The sequence below is a fragment of the Klebsiella sp. B345 genome, assembly GCF_051131735.1.
Taxonomy (GTDB): Bacteria; Pseudomonadota; Gammaproteobacteria; order Enterobacterales; family Enterobacteriaceae; genus Klebsiella.
Genome location: NZ_CP180443.1, coordinates 3614088 through 3629918 on the forward strand (window position 1 = coordinate 3614088; position 15831 = coordinate 3629918).

General features: G+C 56.1%; 17 protein-coding genes and 2 pseudogenes. 8 read left to right on the forward strand and 11 right to left on the reverse strand.

Features of this window, described 5'->3' with window-relative positions; translation table 11 throughout:
- Positions 1–39: 39 nt before the first annotated feature.
- From ACMYSO_RS16975 to ACMYSO_RS16995, 5 genes are all read right to left on the reverse strand, one after another.
- A complete protein-coding gene (locus ACMYSO_RS16975; RefSeq protein ID WP_316934615.1) occupies positions 40–318 on the reverse strand; it encodes a BMC domain-containing protein in 279 nt (92 codons plus the stop codon).
- Positions 319–334: 16 nt separating this feature from the next.
- A complete protein-coding gene (locus ACMYSO_RS16980) occupies positions 335–613 on the reverse strand; it encodes a BMC domain-containing protein (protein WP_010634659.1) in 279 nt (92 codons plus the stop codon).
- Positions 614–1018: 405 nt separating this feature from the next.
- Positions 1019–1537 carry a FidL-like protein gene (locus ACMYSO_RS16985; protein ID WP_434666179.1) on the reverse strand — a complete coding sequence of 173 codons (519 nt, stop codon included), beginning with the start codon at positions 1535–1537 and terminating at the stop codon, positions 1019–1021.
- Positions 1534–2370: a winged helix-turn-helix domain-containing protein gene (locus ACMYSO_RS16990; protein ID WP_434666182.1), complete on the reverse strand. Its 837-nt coding sequence runs from the start codon at positions 2368–2370 to the stop codon at positions 1534–1536. The genes ACMYSO_RS16985 and ACMYSO_RS16990 overlap by 4 nt, the downstream gene beginning before the upstream one ends.
- 63 nt (positions 2371–2433) lie before the next feature.
- Positions 2434–3018: a TetR/AcrR family transcriptional regulator gene (locus tag ACMYSO_RS16995; RefSeq protein ID WP_434666185.1), complete on the reverse strand. Its 585-nt coding sequence runs from the start codon at positions 3016–3018 to the stop codon at positions 2434–2436.
- Positions 3019–3262: 244 nt separating this feature from the next.
- Between ACMYSO_RS16995 and ACMYSO_RS17000 the strand changes: the two genes are divergently transcribed.
- Entirely contained in the window at positions 3263–3682 is a 420-nt protein-coding gene (locus ACMYSO_RS17000) for a FosA family fosfomycin resistance glutathione transferase (protein WP_434666188.1), read from the forward strand.
- A 137-nt stretch (positions 3683–3819) separates the two neighbouring features.
- Here ACMYSO_RS17000 and ACMYSO_RS17005 read toward each other — a convergent pair whose 3' ends face one another.
- Positions 3820–5244, reverse strand: coding sequence for a PLP-dependent aminotransferase family protein (locus ACMYSO_RS17005; RefSeq protein WP_434666191.1), 1425 nt, complete (start codon positions 5242–5244; stop codon positions 3820–3822).
- Positions 5245–5421: 177 nt separating this feature from the next.
- Here ACMYSO_RS17005 and ACMYSO_RS17010 point away from each other — a divergent pair, with 177 nt between their 5' ends.
- The 4 genes from ACMYSO_RS17010 (at position 5422) to ACMYSO_RS17025 (ending at position 8402) form a co-directional block, all read left to right on the forward strand.
- Positions 5422–5586, forward strand: coding sequence for a DUF1127 domain-containing protein (locus tag ACMYSO_RS17010; protein ID WP_123757674.1), 165 nt, complete (start codon positions 5422–5424; stop codon positions 5584–5586).
- A 223-nt stretch (positions 5587–5809) separates the two neighbouring features.
- Positions 5810–6274, forward strand: a complete 465-nt coding sequence (locus tag ACMYSO_RS17015) for a MarR family winged helix-turn-helix transcriptional regulator (RefSeq protein ID WP_434666194.1) — start codon at positions 5810–5812, stop codon at positions 6272–6274.
- 6 nt (positions 6275–6280) lie between these two features.
- Positions 6281–7348 (forward strand): HlyD family secretion protein, encoded by a 1068-nt coding sequence (locus ACMYSO_RS17020; protein ID WP_434666197.1) that lies wholly within the window; start codon positions 6281–6283, stop codon positions 7346–7348.
- Positions 7338–8402 carry a DUF2955 domain-containing protein gene (locus tag ACMYSO_RS17025; protein WP_434586496.1) on the forward strand — a complete coding sequence of 355 codons (1065 nt, stop codon included), beginning with the start codon at positions 7338–7340 and terminating at the stop codon, positions 8400–8402. Before ACMYSO_RS17020 ends, ACMYSO_RS17025 begins: the two co-directional genes overlap by 11 nt.
- 62 nt (positions 8403–8464) lie before the next feature.
- On the opposite strand, the gene ACMYSO_RS17030 is transcribed toward ACMYSO_RS17025, so the two are convergent.
- Both ACMYSO_RS17030 and ACMYSO_RS17035 read right to left on the reverse strand, forming a co-directional pair.
- Positions 8465–8704, reverse strand: coding sequence for a DUF2164 domain-containing protein (locus tag ACMYSO_RS17030; RefSeq protein WP_434586495.1), 240 nt, complete (start codon positions 8702–8704; stop codon positions 8465–8467).
- Positions 8705–8765: 61 nt separating this feature from the next.
- On the reverse strand, positions 8766–9692 hold the full coding sequence (locus ACMYSO_RS17035) for a LysR family transcriptional regulator (protein WP_434586494.1): 927 nt from the start codon (positions 9690–9692) through the stop codon (positions 8766–8768).
- 222 nt (positions 9693–9914) lie between these two features.
- On the opposite strand from ACMYSO_RS17035, the gene ACMYSO_RS17040 reads away from it, so the two are divergent.
- Together ACMYSO_RS17040 and metC are read left to right on the forward strand one after the other, a co-directional pair.
- Entirely contained in the window at positions 9915–11147 is a 1233-nt protein-coding gene (locus ACMYSO_RS17040) for a dicarboxylate/amino acid:cation symporter (protein ID WP_434666200.1), read from the forward strand.
- 37 nt (positions 11148–11184) lie between these two features.
- Positions 11185–12375, forward strand: coding sequence for a cystathionine beta-lyase (gene metC / locus ACMYSO_RS17045; RefSeq protein ID WP_434666203.1), 1191 nt, complete (start codon positions 11185–11187; stop codon positions 12373–12375).
- A gap of 43 nt (positions 12376–12418) precedes the next feature.
- Here the strand turns inward: metC and ACMYSO_RS17050 are convergent, their stop codons facing one another.
- From ACMYSO_RS17050 to ACMYSO_RS17060, 3 genes and pseudogenes are all read right to left on the reverse strand, one after another.
- On the reverse strand, positions 12419–13690 hold the full coding sequence (locus ACMYSO_RS17050; protein ID WP_434666206.1) for a DUF445 domain-containing protein: 1272 nt from the start codon (positions 13688–13690) through the stop codon (positions 12419–12421).
- A 5-nt stretch (positions 13691–13695) separates the two neighbouring features.
- The gene (locus ACMYSO_RS17055) at positions 13696–14358 is read right to left on the reverse strand and encodes a LysE family translocator (protein ID WP_434666209.1); all 663 of its coding nucleotides are present in this window, start codon (positions 14356–14358) and stop codon (positions 13696–13698) included.
- Between the two features lie 34 nt (positions 14359–14392).
- Positions 14393–15221 (reverse strand): annotated as a pseudogene (locus ACMYSO_RS17060) (AraC family transcriptional regulator).
- A gap of 135 nt (positions 15222–15356) precedes the next feature.
- On the opposite strand from ACMYSO_RS17060, the pseudogene ACMYSO_RS17065 reads away from it, so the two are divergent.
- Positions 15357–15809: pseudogene (locus ACMYSO_RS17065) on the forward strand (Rpn family recombination-promoting nuclease/putative transposase); the annotation flags it as partial.
- Positions 15810–15831: the final 22 nt, after the last annotated feature.

A 15831-nucleotide genomic window follows, 5' to 3' on the forward strand; every position in this document is an offset into this window, starting at 1 on the left:
TCAGACGAAAAGAGTGGGGACGGGGCGTGCCCTGTCAGGTCATGCCTTGTGCTGCGACGCGATTTTTTCGATATCGTTATGCGGGCGGGCAATGACGCGAGAGGTGACCACTTCGCCGATGCGTTTGGCCGCTTCCACGCCGGAGTCAACGGCGGCGTTAACGGCGCCGACATCGCCTTTTACCATCGCGGTGACCAGCCCGGAGCCGACGTTTTCATAGCCAATCAGCTCGACGTTGGCGGCTTTACACATCGCATCAGCCGCTTCAATGCAGGCCACCAGACCTTTGGTTTCAATCAGACCTAATGCATCACCCATTTGCGTTCTCCCGGCCTTAAGCCTTGTGTTTAATGACGATTTTGTTGATGTCGTTATGCGGACGGGCGATAACCAGCGAGGTCACCACTTCGCCGATGCGCTGTGCCGATTCCACGCCGGAATCGACCGCGGCTTTGACGGCGCCGACGTCGCCCTTCACCATGACGGTGACCAACCCGGAGCCGATGTTTTCATAGCTAATCAACTCGACGTTGGCGGACTTGCACATCGCATCCGCCGCTTCAATGCAGGCCACCAGGCCTTTGGTTTCAATAAGCCCCAATGCATCACCCATGGTGATCTCCTCCAGAACAGGTTTTGTGATTCGGGAAAACCGTCCGCGTCACGGCGACAACACGCGGTAGCGGCGTTCGAAAGTCACTATAGGGCGTGGGGAGATAAGTGAAATTTAAATTCACCATGTGGCTGTTTTTAGTTTTTTGTTCTGCAATTTAGCGTTTATTGATACTGTATTTATCTGTTTGTGCTGATTCACTGGGAGTGATTTGGCGCTGGATATGGCGGTTTTTGCTTCGCAGAACCGGGCGATGGGGAATGTTAACGGGATGCTAATTTATTGCGGAGAAGGGGTAATTTAACCCTCGTGAAAGTGTGGCTATGATCGTATTTTTTCGCGGAGGCTAAAAGCAAAAAGTGCGATTTTCGGACGCGGGGCGGCGAGCAATATTGCGTGGCGGGATTAATCGAGCTGGCTGCCAGATTTCAGCGTGCAGACAAACAGTGGCGAATTGATGGAGCTGAGCAGGATCGCTTTCTCGTTGAGCTTCTGGGCATTGAGAAACAGGCCGTCATGGCTGTCTGACATCTCACGCATAAAGTAGGCAAAGATAACGTCCGGGGACTCGTCGATGGATGAGGCGCTGGATTCCCACTTGCTGATGCGGTAGTGGCGCTCGGTGGGGGAGATGCGTTGGCTGCTGTAGTTAAATTTGACGTAGCGTTGCAGATAGAGCCAGCCGGCGGCGGAGTCGGTATAACCCTCCACGACCATTGAGCCTTTCCCGCCGGCGGCAAAATTGAAATGAATATTGCCGTTAACGTTCTCTTTATCCATGTTCTCGAAACGCATGATGGCTTTGGTCGAGCAGCTCATCACGCCCTCTTTTTCCACGGGCAGCAGTTTCCAGGTGCTGACGCCGGCGGCGGCGATAAACACCAGGACGGAGAAGGCGAAGAAGGAGCGTGGCGCGAGTTTCATTGCGGCTTCCAGGAGTAGTAGAAATAGTTATCGCAATAGCTGAACGGGTTGTCTTCATGCATGGCGCAGTGGGCGAGGAACACCCGGCCGAGGCCGTTGGTTTCCAGCCTGTCGCCGTAGAAAAAGACAAAGCGTTCGCCGGGCTTGCACTCCAGCTTCAGCCGTTGGCGCACCTCATCAAAATTGGCGCCATAGGCGGTGCCCGATACGGAGCGCAGCATCTCGTCACTGGCCAGCAGCTCGCACTGGCTATGGCGCATCTGGGTCAAAGTAATCGGCCGGGGCGGCGCATGGCCGACGAAAGCGCTTATCACCAGCAACAGGGCGATGACCAGCAGGCAGACGCCGGCAAGGTACCAGCAGGTGCCCCGGCGATGGCCCGGCGGGGGCATTTTTTGTGTTCCTGCCAGCGGTGCGCCGGGCTGTAGGGGCGGTTGTGCATCTGGCACGTGATTCACCTCAGCAGCGGCGATAGTCGTTGCTGGTGGTATCGCCGGCGCGGCGTCCATGAGGTCGATGGTGAGCTCGGGATTCAGTTGCAACATACCGCGCGACACGGTGACGATGATGTTATCGATATCGTAGTGGCGGAAGGTTTTACGCAGCATGCTCAGATACTGGTTGAGGTTGCTGTTGGATGAGGTTAACCCATTGTCATCCCATACTTTTTTCAAGACCTCATTGCGGCTGATAACGCCGGTGTGGCACAGGAAATAGTACAGCAGCGCGCTGGCGGTGATGGACAACTGGCTGTCTGGTTCATTGCTCCCCGGGAGGGTGAGGGTGCCGTCCGTTGCATCATAAATCAGACTGGCATTGATGTTGTAGCGCATCGCGGCCTCGATCTCAGCGCCTGTCTCATCAGGCTATGTTGTTATCAGTCTGGCGCGACAGCCTCACGCCGGCAGCGTCATCCTCGTCAGATCGCTCACCAGCGACTGGCGATGATCGGCGTTCATGGTCGGTCCCTCCGTCAGCTCTGACAGCCAGATGCCGTCTGCGGCATAGCGCACCAGGGTACCGGTGTGGCTGTTATCCAGCGCATCACCCTGTGCCAGATGGGCCAGCATCCAGTCGCGCCAACAGTTTCGCAGTACCGGTTCATCTGGCATCGCCAGCGACAGCACCATCAACTGACGGCTTTCGTGGGTGCCGGTCAGTTCAGGGGCAGACAGATAATGCAAATACGCTCGGGTAAAGCGACCGTAAGCAATGTTATCGGCAGCCATGAGCTCCGCGATGGCCTTTTCCATAATGGCCAGCAGCCGGGCAAACAGGGCGAATATCAGGGCCTGCTTATTGGGAAAATGGTGTAAAAGACCGCCTTTGCTGACCCCGGCTTCACGCGCGACGGCGTTTAATGAGAGTGCGGCAATGCCATCTCTGCCGGCAATCATCGCCGCGGACTCAAGCAGTTGGCGATGCAGGCGGACGGGATCTTTTTTGCGATGCTGAGCTTCCGTTTTCATGGACGAGATCATACCGACCAGACGGTATGATTATTCTTGATAGCGATCAAGATGAGGGCCAGCGTCATGGGGTGGATTGTCGTTATTGCGTGGAGGCTCACAAATCGTCATATAAATCACGGTGATATCCGCGGCGTTATCAATATCTGTTTATTTTGCTGCCATATTTCCGCTTTATGCTGGTGGAGAGGAATGGATTGGACAGGCTGATGCGCTAGCTGCGCCAGCAGATTGTGAGTTCATTAGAGGATAAGTCATGTTAAACGGATTAAATCATCTGACCCTGGCGGTCAGCGAGCTGGCGTCGAGTGTCGTATTTTATCAGCAGCTGTTAGGGATGAAACTGCACGCCCGCTGGGACAACGGCGCCTATCTTTCCTGCGGCGATCTGTGGCTGTGCCTGTCGCTGGACCCGCAGCGGCGTGTGACCCCACCGGAAAAGAGCGACTACACCCACTACGCGTTTAGTGTTACCGAGGCCGATTTCGCCGGGTTTGCCGCGCGGCTGGAGGTGGCAGGAGTGGCGGTGTGGAAGGTGAACCGCAGCGAAGGAGCATCGCATTACTTCCTCGACCCCGATGGCCACAAACTGGAACTACACGTCGGCAGCCTTGCCCAGCGCCTGGCGGCATGTCGTGAGCAGCCCTATAAAGGCATGGTGTTTTTTGATGAGTGAAGGGAAGCGCGTCGCGGGCAGAACCGGTGAGCGCCACTCCCCGGAGGCGGCGCTTCGCGCCTTGTCCGGGCTACCAACGGCGGGGCATCTGTAGCCCCGGTCAGTGCTGTGCAACCGGGGTTCAATATGCGATAGCCTTATTCTGGCGCCTGCTCCATCGCGACTTTTACCGCCATTCCCAACTGGACCATCACCTCGCGGTGCTTTTCAACCGGCGGCAGCGCGCAGTTGATTCTCAGACAGTTGCGGTATTTCCCCGAGGCTGAAAACAGCGATCCCGGCGCGACCTGAATTTTCATACGGCACAGCTGCTGGGCGACGCAGACCATGTCGACATGTTCAGGCAGCTCCACCCACAGCATATAGCCGCCTTTCGGGCGGGTAACGCAGATCCCGCAGGGGAAATATTCCCGCAGCCAGCAGGTGTAAATCTCCATGCTGCGCTGGTAGATCTGACGCATCCGCCGCACGTGGCGATGGTAGTGTCCTTCACGAATAAAGGTGGAGGCCGCCAGCTGCGTGGAGGGAACGTTGGTACCACTGGCGGCGTATTTCATCTGCAGCAGGCGATCGTAATAGCGCCCCGGCGCGATCCAGCCGATGCGCAGACCCGGTGCGATAGTCTTGGTAAAAGAGCTACAGAGAATCACCCGGCCGTCGATATCCCAGGAATGGATCGTGCGCGGACGGGGATAATCGGTGGCCAGTTCGCCATAAATATCATCCTCAAATATCACGATATCGTGGCGCTGGGCGAGGGTCAGGATCGCGCGCTTACGGGCGTCCGGCATGATAAACCCCTGCGGGTTATTGCAGTTAGGCACCAGGATCACCCCTTTGATCGGCCACTGCTCCAGCGCCAGTTCCAGCGCTTCGATACTGATCCCGCTGTCCGGATCGGTTGGGATCTCAATGGCTTTGATCCCCAGCCCGCGTAGCAACTGCATCGTGCCGTAATAGGTCGGCGATTCGACGGCGACGATATCACCGGGCTGGCACACCGACAGCAGGGCCAGAGACAGAGCGTTGTGGCAGCCGCTGGTCATCACCAGATCGTTGGCGGTGACTACGGAACCGCCGTCGAGCATCAGGCGGGCAATCTGTTCACGCAGTTCACGACGCCCCGCCAGTTCATCATAGTTGAGCACTTCGCTGAGATTATGTTGTATCACCCGGCTGAGTTCGCGCCAGAGGGGTTTCAGGCTGGGCTGGGTGACATCCGGTGAGCCGCCGCCGAACGGAATTATCGATTTGTCATTACGCGCGTCGAGCATGGTCAGCACCTGATCCCACTGGGTGATCTCGACCGGCCGCTGCACCGGACGCGACATTGGCGGCACCGGCGGCTGGGCCTTACGCGGGGCGACAAAATAGCCGGAGCGAGGCTGCGGGGTGATCAGCCGCTGCTGTTCCAGGGTCTGGTAGGCCTGCTGGACGGTACTGATGCTGACGCCGTGCTCCTGACTCAGGTTGCGCACCGAAGGCAGCTTTTCGCCGTCGCGATACAGACCTTGTTCAATACGTTCCGCCAGCAGATTGGCCAGATGTTGGTAACGCGTCATGCTGTATCCCTTGTTGTCGCCATACAGATAAATAAACCAGTACAGATGGATGGAAAAAACGCCACGCAGATACCGTTTTAGCCAATCTGTATGTTAAAGAAAAGTGTTTTGTGCATCTGTATTGTCAGACCTCGGATCCGCGAAGATAAAGCCTCTGGCAAGGTGAGGAGGTGGAGTATGGAATTTCATGAGAACCGGGCAAGACAGCCGTTTATCGGCTTCATTTTGATGGGGCGGATGATAAGAAAATGGTGGATCAGGCAGAGAACGCGGCGGGTTCTGCAGCGAATGAGTGACGAACAGCTAAAAGATGTAGGGTTGCGACGGGATCAGGTCAATTAAAAAATGCTACCTGGCTTGTCCCCCCGGTTTGTCGCTCCGGTAAGCGTAGCGCACCGGGGGATCCCCGGATGGCGGCGCGGATGCCTTATTCGGGCTACCGTTATCCGGCAACCTCGCGACAATGCATTCACAATATTTATCAATTGATGCTGCTATATCGGCTGTTTCTTGATACTTACCATGATAAGTATTATTTTCTTCTCAGCTTACTGAGGAAAGATACATGACCGAAGACGAACTGTTTGCCCGCCGCCCGATGGGGATGCGAATGGCGATGGTGGTGCGCCAGTGGCGCGCAACTATCGACGCTGCCATCACCGATACCGGCCTGACTCAGTCAAGCTGGACGGTGCTGATGCAGCTGCATCAACTGGGGTGCAACGTCTCGGTCAGCGAACTGGCGGAAGTGCAGGGCATTGAACTGCCGCCGCTGATGCGCACCCTCACGCAGCTTGAAAACCAGGGCTACCTGGTGCGTTCAACCTCTCCCTATGACAAACGCATACGTCTGCTGACGCTCACGGCGGAAGGTCGCTCGACGCTGGAAACGCTGAACCGCGTGATTGAGGTTTATCAAGCCCGCGTCACCCGCACCATTCTCGAGGCCGACCTCGAGACTTTCAGTGCCACATTAAATCAAATCGCCTGCAATTTGCGGACAATCCGCGAAGAAGATAACAAGATCTAACACACTATGATGACGCCAGAACAAAAGTTTGCCCGCTGGGTAAGGGTGAGTATTGCCGCTTTCCTTGTCATATTCGCCTGGTTTATTGTTGCCGATATCTGGATCCCGCTGACGCCGGATTCAACCGTGATGCGGGTGGTGACGCCGGTATCGCCCCGGGTCTCCGGCTACGTATCCCAGGTCTATGTCCACAACAATAGCCAGGTGAAAAAAGGCGATCTGCTCTATGAGCTGGATCCCACACCGTTTATCAACAAAGTCCAGGCCGCGCAGATCGCCTTTGAACAGGCGAAGCTGAGCAACCAGCAACTGGATGCGCAGATTGCCGCCGCGCGTGCCAACCTGCGCACGGCGCAATACACCGCCCGCAACGACAAAGTGACTCTTGACCGCTATCAGCGCCTGAGCACCATGCAAAATGTCTCGCAATCGGATCTGGATAAGGTGCGTACCACCTGGCAGACCAGCGAGCAATCAGTCAGCGCGCTGAATGCCAGCATTCAGAACCTGCTCATCCAGCGCGGAGAGCGCGACGATAGCCGTAACGTGACGCTGCAAAAATACCGCAACGCCCTGGAAGAGGCGCAGCTCAACCTCGGCTGGAGTAAAGTCCATGCGGAAACGGACGGGATGGTAAGCAACCTGCAGCTCAATCCGGGCCTGTATGCTACGGCAGCCACGCCGCTGCTGGCACTGGTCAGCAACCATACCGACATCGTCGCCGATTTCCGCGAGAAGAGCCTGCGCCATACCGCCGTGGATACCGATGCTGCGGTAGTCTTTGATGCCCTGCCTGGCAAGGTGTTTCCGGCACACGTCACCAGCAGCGACGCCGGGATTTTAGCCGGACAGGAAGAGGTCAATGGCCAGCTATCGCAGCCGGAACAATCCACGCGATGGGTGCGTGATGCCCAACGTATGCGTATTCATGTGGCTCTCAATGCGCCGCTGGAGAAAGCGCTGCCGACCGGTGCGCGAGCCACGGTACAGCTCTACAACAGCGATGGCCCGTTCGCCCGCACCTTTGCCGGCGTACAGATCCATCTGGTGAGCCTGCTGCACTATGTCTATTAATACGCTGGCGCGCGTCTTCACCCCGCACGGCAATATCGTTTACACGGCAAATGATTTTCGCCAGACGTTGCGTATCGCCTTTGCCGGGATGATATCGCTGAGCATATCGACCTTTTACGACGTGCAGTATGGCGTTTTCTTCGTGGTCTATCCGCTGATGCTGCTGTCGCTGGTGCCGGTATTCAACCGACACGTTGCCAGACAGTTTATCTTCAGTGCGGCGGTGAACTGCGTTGAAATGGTATTGATCGTCGGTTATCTGTCGCAATGGCCGATCGTCATGACGCTGGTGGTTTTTGGCCTTTACGTGATGCGCTTTCGTTTTATGAGCCAGGGGCCGCTGTTCCTGCTGGGGTCGATGGGCGTGGTCTGTCAGAGCACCATGCTCAACTTTATGAGCTACACCAGCAGCAACTGGCACACGCTACTGTTTTCGAATATGGAAGCCTGCGTGATGGCGGTGGCGCTCAGCGCCTTGATGCATTACCTGATCCCTGACGTCGAACCACGTAAGCCACCGCCGCGAATCGAGAAAGACGCCGCCCGCGTGCGCCATGAATCGCTCCTCTCTGGTACCGTCGCGACGCTGATTTTTGTGGTTTTCCAGATGTGCGATCTTAGCGATTCTCTCTCGGCACTGATGGCGGGGATCCTGATTTTATTCCCGATGCACTATCGCGGCGCGGTGATCAGTTCGGTATGGCGCGTGGTGGGCGTGGTGCTCTCTTGTCTCTATATCCTGGTGGTGCAGCTGGTTATCTATGATTTCAGCAATCATATGGTATTGATGATGCCGCTGATTGGCCTGGGCCTGGCATTTAGCGCCCGCCTGCATGTGATGGAAAAGGTTGGCGCCGGGGTGGGCTTCGCCAGTATCACCACTATCGGGATTATGTTTGGCCAGAACCTGCACCCGGACCAGGATCTGATCTTCAGCGATCTCTACCGCATCACTTCGGTGACCACGTCGCTGATCGTGACCCTGACGCTGGTCTTCCTCGTACACCGTATTCTGAACTGCTTTGCACCGACGCGGTTTGTGATTACCGATTAGCATCAACCCGGCCAGGCCACGCTGTCTGACCGGGAAGCCCCTGTGGCGCATTTTGTCTGGTGCTAATAGACCTTTTTCAAATCCATCTCTTCCTGAATACGCTCGCTGTAGGCGACGTGGGTGCGGATCGCCTCCTCAATCCCGGCGTTATAGAACATGGGGCCCAGCTCTTTCGCGATAAAATCGACAAAGAATTCGGCGTCAAACTGCTCCAGTTCGAGGTCAAAATTATTCTCACAGTAGGTGCATAGCTTTTCGCGTAACAGGTCGCGCTCGGCGGAGGTCAGGTTGATATCAGCCATTTTTAGCTCCTTAAAAAGGGGTCAGAAGTCACCACAAAATACGGATCGCGGGACGCCGGTGCTAGTGCGGGATCCAGTTGTCCCATGCCGGTACCGGACCTAATTCTGCCACCAGAAAATCGATAAACGATCGTACCTTAGGATTGCTGTATTTGCTGGGGAAATAGAGCGCATACAGTGTATGCGTTTCGCAGGTAATAGTGCCATCGAGGATCAGCGGCGTGATTTCTTCTTTCTGAATATGATCGCCGATCAAATAGGTAGGAAGATAGGCTACGCCTTGATCTTCCAGTACCGATTTTAACAGTACCAGGCTGCTGTTGGCCTGGATCGGCATGTGCAGCTTTAGCTGATGCAGACGATCCTGCTCATCTGCCACCTTCAGAACCGGCGTCAGGCCGGGGTAAACCAGGCAATCATGATTCACCAGATCGCTGCGTCGTACGGGCATGCCTTTCTTCGCAAGGTAGCCAGGCGATGCGCAATAGGCCCAGCGGATAGGGACCAGTTTACGCATGGCGTAGTTTTGCGGTGGGGCGGTGGAAATACGTAAGGCGATATCAAAATCGGTGTCATTAAGATTGACGAAATTATCGTTCAAATCAATATACAGATTTACATCCGGATATTGCTGACGATATTTATCTACCAGGTTGACCAACCGGGAGTAACCAAAGGCAATAGAGCAGGTAATACGTAATTCACCCTGAGGATTATGATAATAGCCGGAGGTGGTATTTAAGGTGTCATCAAACTCTTTTAGTAACTTATTGGCGCGATTAAACAAATATTGCCCGGCATCGGTCAGGGTAATACTACGGGTAGTGCGCTTAATTAAAGTGGTTCCCAGGGTATCTTCCATCGCGGAGAGGCTTTTGCTGACCGCCGAGGGGGAGACGTTAAGCTGCGCGGCGGCCTCTGATAATCCTCCGCAGTCGACAATCTTGATAAAAAACTCCAGATGCTTTAACGAGATGGGGTTGCTCATTCTTTCCTTTAATTCACAAGTGATTTGCAAAAACGGTACGAATGAGCCGTTACATTCGTGCGTAAAACATGTGACTATTGAATCACAGGAAACAACTTGCTGGCAAAATGAAAAAATAACAAGTTAAGTGAGTTGCATCACAAAATACAAGGAGGCGGCACGAAAAGTTATTACTTTGTGAATTTCATCTCATCAATATAATTTTAATTAAAGGTACCGGTTATGTGGTCACGACTCGAACCCTACAAATCCTCTATTATTTTATTAATTGCTCTGGTGATTGGCGGCCTGACTGGTATTTACGCCCCGGGGCTGGCTGGTAAGCTGCAACCGATAGGTCAGATATTCCTCAACCTGTTATTTATGATTATTGTTCCGCTGGTGGGTATCAGCGTCATGTCGTCCATTGCCAGTATGACCGACCTGAAAAGGCTGGGGCGTATTATGGCGATTATCTTTATTGTTTCGATCGCGATGGCATTTATTCCGGCAGCAGGCATCGTTGCGCTGGCGTTATGGTACAACCCGGCGCAGGGCGTCACTATCGATCTCTCGCAGTCGGTACAGGCGGGCAGCGGGCAGATGGATTTTGTCAGCATGATTACCACCAGCGATTTTATCGGGCTGTTTTCAAAGTCCAATATTCTGGCGCTGATCGTGATGGCGATTATTGCCGGCGTCGCCATTGGACAATCGGAGCAGGCGGGTAAACGTATCGCCTCGCTGCTGGAAGATGCCAATACCGTCATTATGAAGATTGTCTCAATCATTATGAAAGTCGCGCCAATCGGCCTCGGCTGCTATTTTGCCGCGACGATGGCCAGCCAGGATTCCGCGCTGCTGCTGACCTTTGCGCGGGCGATTGGCCTGTTTATGGTGGCCACGCTGGTCTATTTTATCTTCGGGTCCATTTTGTATTCCTGGATCGGGGGTGGCATACCAGCGGTGAAGGCGTTCTGGCGCAATGCGGTGGAACCCTCAGCAACCGCGCTCGGGACCTGCTCCTCATTAGGGACGCTGCCTGTGACGCTGCGCGCTGGTAAAGCGATGGGCATTAACCCGGAAATCGTCGATGTCTCTATTCCGCTACTGGTGAATCTCAATAAGGGCGGGGTGGCAATGATTGCCGCGCTGAAGATCGTCTTTATCTATTCGGTGCTGGGGATGGAATTCACCACCGAAACCTTCTTCCTGACCATGCTGATCGCCGTGCTCTCCGCCATTATCGTCGGCGGCGTGCCGGGCGGGGCCTTCCTCGGGGAAATTTTTATTGTCACCACGCTGGGGCTGCCGATGGAAGCGATCCCGATGCTGGTGGTGCTCGGCACCATCACCGATGCCCCGGCTACCCTGATCAACGTGATTCATGATTTGAACGCCGCGCAAATTGTGGAGCGCTTCGCCGGAAAAAAGCAGGCACACACTGAGCTGAATTCCACGGCGGCTGCCGCATAAATTTGCCCACGGATAAAAGGATGTCACAGGAGACGTTATGAACACGAAACTCAAACTCGACACGCAGTTAGTTATCGCCGGGCGCGACAAGCGCTACACCCAGGGAGCGGTGAATCCGGTGATCCAGCGTGCCTCTTCGCTGGTCTTTGAGACGGTGAAAGACAAAAAATTTGCCACCGCCAATCGTGCCAATGGCGAGCTGTTTTACGGCCGCCGCGGGACCTACACCCATTTTGCTTTTCAGCAGGCAATGAGCGAGCTGGAAGGCGGTGCGGGCTGTGCGCTGTATCCGTGTGGGGCGGCGGCGGTGACCAATGCCATTCTGGCATTTGTACAAAGCGGCGACCATATCCTGATGACCGGCGCGGCCTATGAACCGACGCAGGATTTTTGCAATAAGATCCTCAGTAAATTCAATGTAGAAACCACCTATTACGATCCGTTGATCGGCGCTGACATTGCCCGTCTGCTGCGTCCTGAAACGAAAGTGGTCTTTCTGGAGTCCCCCAGCTCGATCACCATGGAGGTGCAGGATGTGCCGGGCATGGTTCAAGCGATCCGCGAGGTGAATCCGGAGATCGTCATCATGATCGATAACACCTGGGCGGCAGGCGTGCTGTTCAGGGCGTTGGATCTCGGCGTGGATATTTCTATTCAGGCAGGTACCAAGTACATCATTGGTCATTCGGATGCGATGCTGGGGACGGCGGTGTCCAACGCCCGCTGCTGGGATCGTTTACGTGAAAACTCCTACCTGATGGGCCAGACGCTGGATGCCGATACCGCCTATAACGGTAGCCGTGGGTTACGCACGCTGGCGGTGCGCCTTAAACAACATGAAGTAAGCAGTATCCAGATTGCGCGCTGGCTGTCGGCGCGGCCAGAGGTGGCGCGGGTGAATCACCCGGCGCTGGCCGAATGCCCCGGACATGCCTGTTTTCAACGTGACTTCACGGGCAGCTCAGGCCTGTTCTCCTTCATCCTGAAAAAACGGCTGACCGACGAGCAGCTGGCGGCGTTTCTCGATAACTTTACCCTGTTCCACATGGCCTACTCCTGGGGCGGGTTTGAGTCACTGATTCTGGCGAACCAGCCGGAGGAGCTGAACAGCATTCGCCCGGCCGGGGATGTTGATTTCAGCGGGACGCTGATCAGGGTACATATCGGGCTGGAAGATGTTGATGACCTGATTGCCGATCTGGATGCTGGCTTTACCCGTATCGGCTAATGACAGGGCCCTGCCAGCGCGGCGGGGCCACTGTTTTCTCCGCTTAATGCAGAAACAGCGCCGGGATCTGCGAAAGTAGCCACAGGACCAGGCCAATGCTGCCGCCGACCAGGGTACCGTTGATGCGGATATACTGCAGATCTTTACCAATATTGAGTTCAATCTGCCGTGACATATCCCGTGCATCCCAGCTCTTCACCGTATCGCTGATATGGCGGGTCAGGAAGGTGGCGAACTCCGGGGCAACCCGATGTGCCGCCTGCTCAAGGTGTTCGTTCAACGACTCGCGTAGCGCCTCATCATGGAGTAACGTCTCGCCGAACCACTGCCCGGCATCGGCAATCCGCTGCTGGATCCGCGAGTCGTCACTGCTGACATCGTTTTTAATCCACGCCCGTAGGTCGGCCCACACCTCACCGAGATAGCGGTTAAAAGTCTCATCGTTTTTCAGCCAGGCCTTCATGTTCTCCGCTTTTTCCGCCATTAGCGGATCGGTTTTCAGGTTGTCGATCAGTTTCAACGTCGCCCGATCGAAGGCCTGGCGGATCTGATGGCTGCGATCCTGGGTGACCTCGTCGAGTAGCGAATTCACCGCATCGGTGACCATTTCAGCACTGTGCTCGCCCAGCCATTCGGTAGGCAGGATTTTGGCCTTTAGCGGGTGCTCGGTCTCCAACCAGCGGACGATCCCGCGGGCCACAAAGGCGCGCGAACTGTCGCGCTGCAACAATGCGATAAGTTGGGAAATCAGCGAGTCCAGCAGCTTCTGATGGCGGTTATTGCGGGTTAATCCCTCCAGCATCATGGCGCTGGTTTGCGTCAGGTCAACCTTATCGATGGCCTTATGTACCGCCCGGCGCAGCAGGCGCTGAATGCGCGCGTCGTCGGTCAATTCCAGAAAACCGCTCATCACCTGTAGCAGGTGGTGGCCCACCCGCCGGGCGTTTGCCGGCTGGCTGAACCAGTTACCGAGCATCAGGGCTGGCTCATAGCGGCGAATCAGCGCCACCAGAGATGGGGTATCGAGAAACTTCTCCTGCACGAAATAGCCGAGGTTATCGGCGATCCGGTCTTTATTGCGCGGAATAATTGCCGTATGCCGGGAGATAAACGGCAGCGGAATTGGGCGAAACAGCGCCACCACCGCAAACCAGTCGGCCAGCGCTCCGACCATCGCCGCTTCGGAGACAGCCTTCAGCGCACTGACCCACGGCGTCGGCGGCAGCAGCAGCGTGGTGATAAAAATAGCGACCGCAATCAGCAGTAGCGACAGCGCCAGCAGTTTGGCGCGTTTCAGTTCAGCGAGTTTTTCCATAGGCTTTAAGCATATAACCTGACGGCGGACTCATGCAAAAACTGCCACATAATCCACAGGCCAAAGCCCATCAGTACCGCGCCCGCCGCTCGTTCGACGCGCCAGATTATACCGGATAAGCGATGCTGGACTGGCCCCAGTGCCATCAGCGACACCAGCAACAGATCCCATATCAGCACCACGCTGACCATCCAGATGCCGCAGCTTGTCTGCTGGAGCAAGGTGACATCGGGACCGAGCAGCGAAGTCATTAATGCCAGATAAAACAGGGCGTTCTTGGGATTGAGCAGCGACGAACCCAGTCCCAGCAGTAGTTGTTTACCCGCCGAGGGACGGGTGGCGCGCGCGGCCTGCCACGCCCGGGGGGCCGGGGCGCTTTTCAGCAACTGGCGGCCAATCCACAGTAGATACGCCGCGCCCAGCAGTTCAACCACCGTAAACAGCAGCGGCGCCTGACGCAGTACGCCCCAGCCGATAATCGCCAGCACAATGTACAGCCCGTTGCCGACGGCGATGCCAAGGCACAGGCCGACGCTGCCGCGCAGGCGATAGCGCAGGGCGTAACCCATCAGTAAAAAGAAATCGGGTCCTGGGCTGAGCAGGGCAACGAAGTGGGAGAGCGCCAGCGCTGGAAAGGCGGGCGGGAAAAGCGACGTAAATATATCCATAGTGACCTCTGAATAAATCAGCGGTCAGCCTACGTCAGAGAAAACATGACTTATTGTTTGATATTGATCGGTCTTGCAGCGTACTGACCCGGTGTGGCGGCGGTGTAGCTGACAAAAGTTTTATGGAAGTGGCTCTGGTCGGCAAAACCGGCCTGATAGCCGACGTCGGCTATCTCATCCCCGGCGCGCAGCCGCGCTTTGGCAAATTCGATGCGCGTCATGTTCATATAACTGACAGGCGTCAGGCCGGTATCCTGCTTGAAGGTGCGGATCAGCGTCTCTTTACGCAAAGCGAACTCGTGGGCCAGGACGTCGAGCGAAGGTGGAGCCTGCGGGTCAGTCGCCAGGCGATGAAAAAGCTGCGAGCTGGTGTCGCGCAGCGGCGGCACCTCGGCGGCGTGCAGTGGCAGCGAGCGGAGCAACTGCGCCACCAGCGCGGGCAGGTCTGTTGTTTGCTGCTGCGTCATCAGGGCCACAATCTGCTGATAGCGGTCGAAAAGCTGGCGGTTCCGGATCACCGGTTGTGGAGCATGCAGTTGCGTCTGGGGCGGGAGAGGCGGCAGCTGCTGCAGGCACCACGTCACGTCGAGGTACAGCATATGGTAGCTGCGTGGCCGACCTTCGCACGGGTTACAGCTGTGTGGCGCGTTAGCCGGGATAACGATCAGATCGCCCGGCTCCAGCAGATACGTTTGCCCGTCGCACTGACAGCAGGTTTCCCCGGCGATAATGGCCCCCAGCGACAGTTGCGGATGGCGATGGCGTTTATACGCCTGACAACTGTGCCGGGTGCTGCGCAGTTCCAGCCAGGGCAGCGTTTCATCGCGCCAGAAGGTCTGCACAATGTCACGGGTAAGGCTCACGGCATGCTCCTTTGCTGAGGGGATGGCTCGTTTATAGCACGCCTGCCCGGGGCTGTCTTCGGTCTGGTCTCGTGAATTTCTGCGAGCAGGCTGCAGAAAATATGTCGTTATTACCGTCGGAGAAAAGGCGTTTCCGTCCCGGATGACGAGATAGCCCGGCACCGCCGCGTCGCGCTGCTGGAGTTCATGCAAAAGCATATCCGCCGGCGCGATCTTTCGGGGTTAACCGAGCAGCTTATTTTCATTTTGGTTAAGGAATATACTAATGACAGCCAGTTGAAAACGCTGTTTAATTACCTGGTTCATTCCGGCGATACTCGCCGTTTTGGCCAGTTTATTCAGGAACTTGCCCGACGGGTACCGCAACACAAGGAGGAGCTGATGACGATTGCGGAAAGACTTCGTGAAGCAGGACGCCGAAAAGGAAAGCAGGAAGGGCGGCTTGAGGGGCACCTTGAAGGGCGGCTCGAAGGCCAGCGTGCCGAAGGCGTGCGTATTGCCCGCACCCTGCTGGCGGAAGGGCTCGCGCTGGAGAGGGTTCTGCGAATTACCGGCCTGCCCGAAGAGGAGATTACCGGATCGCGATGACCGGGCGATACTCGCCCGGAAG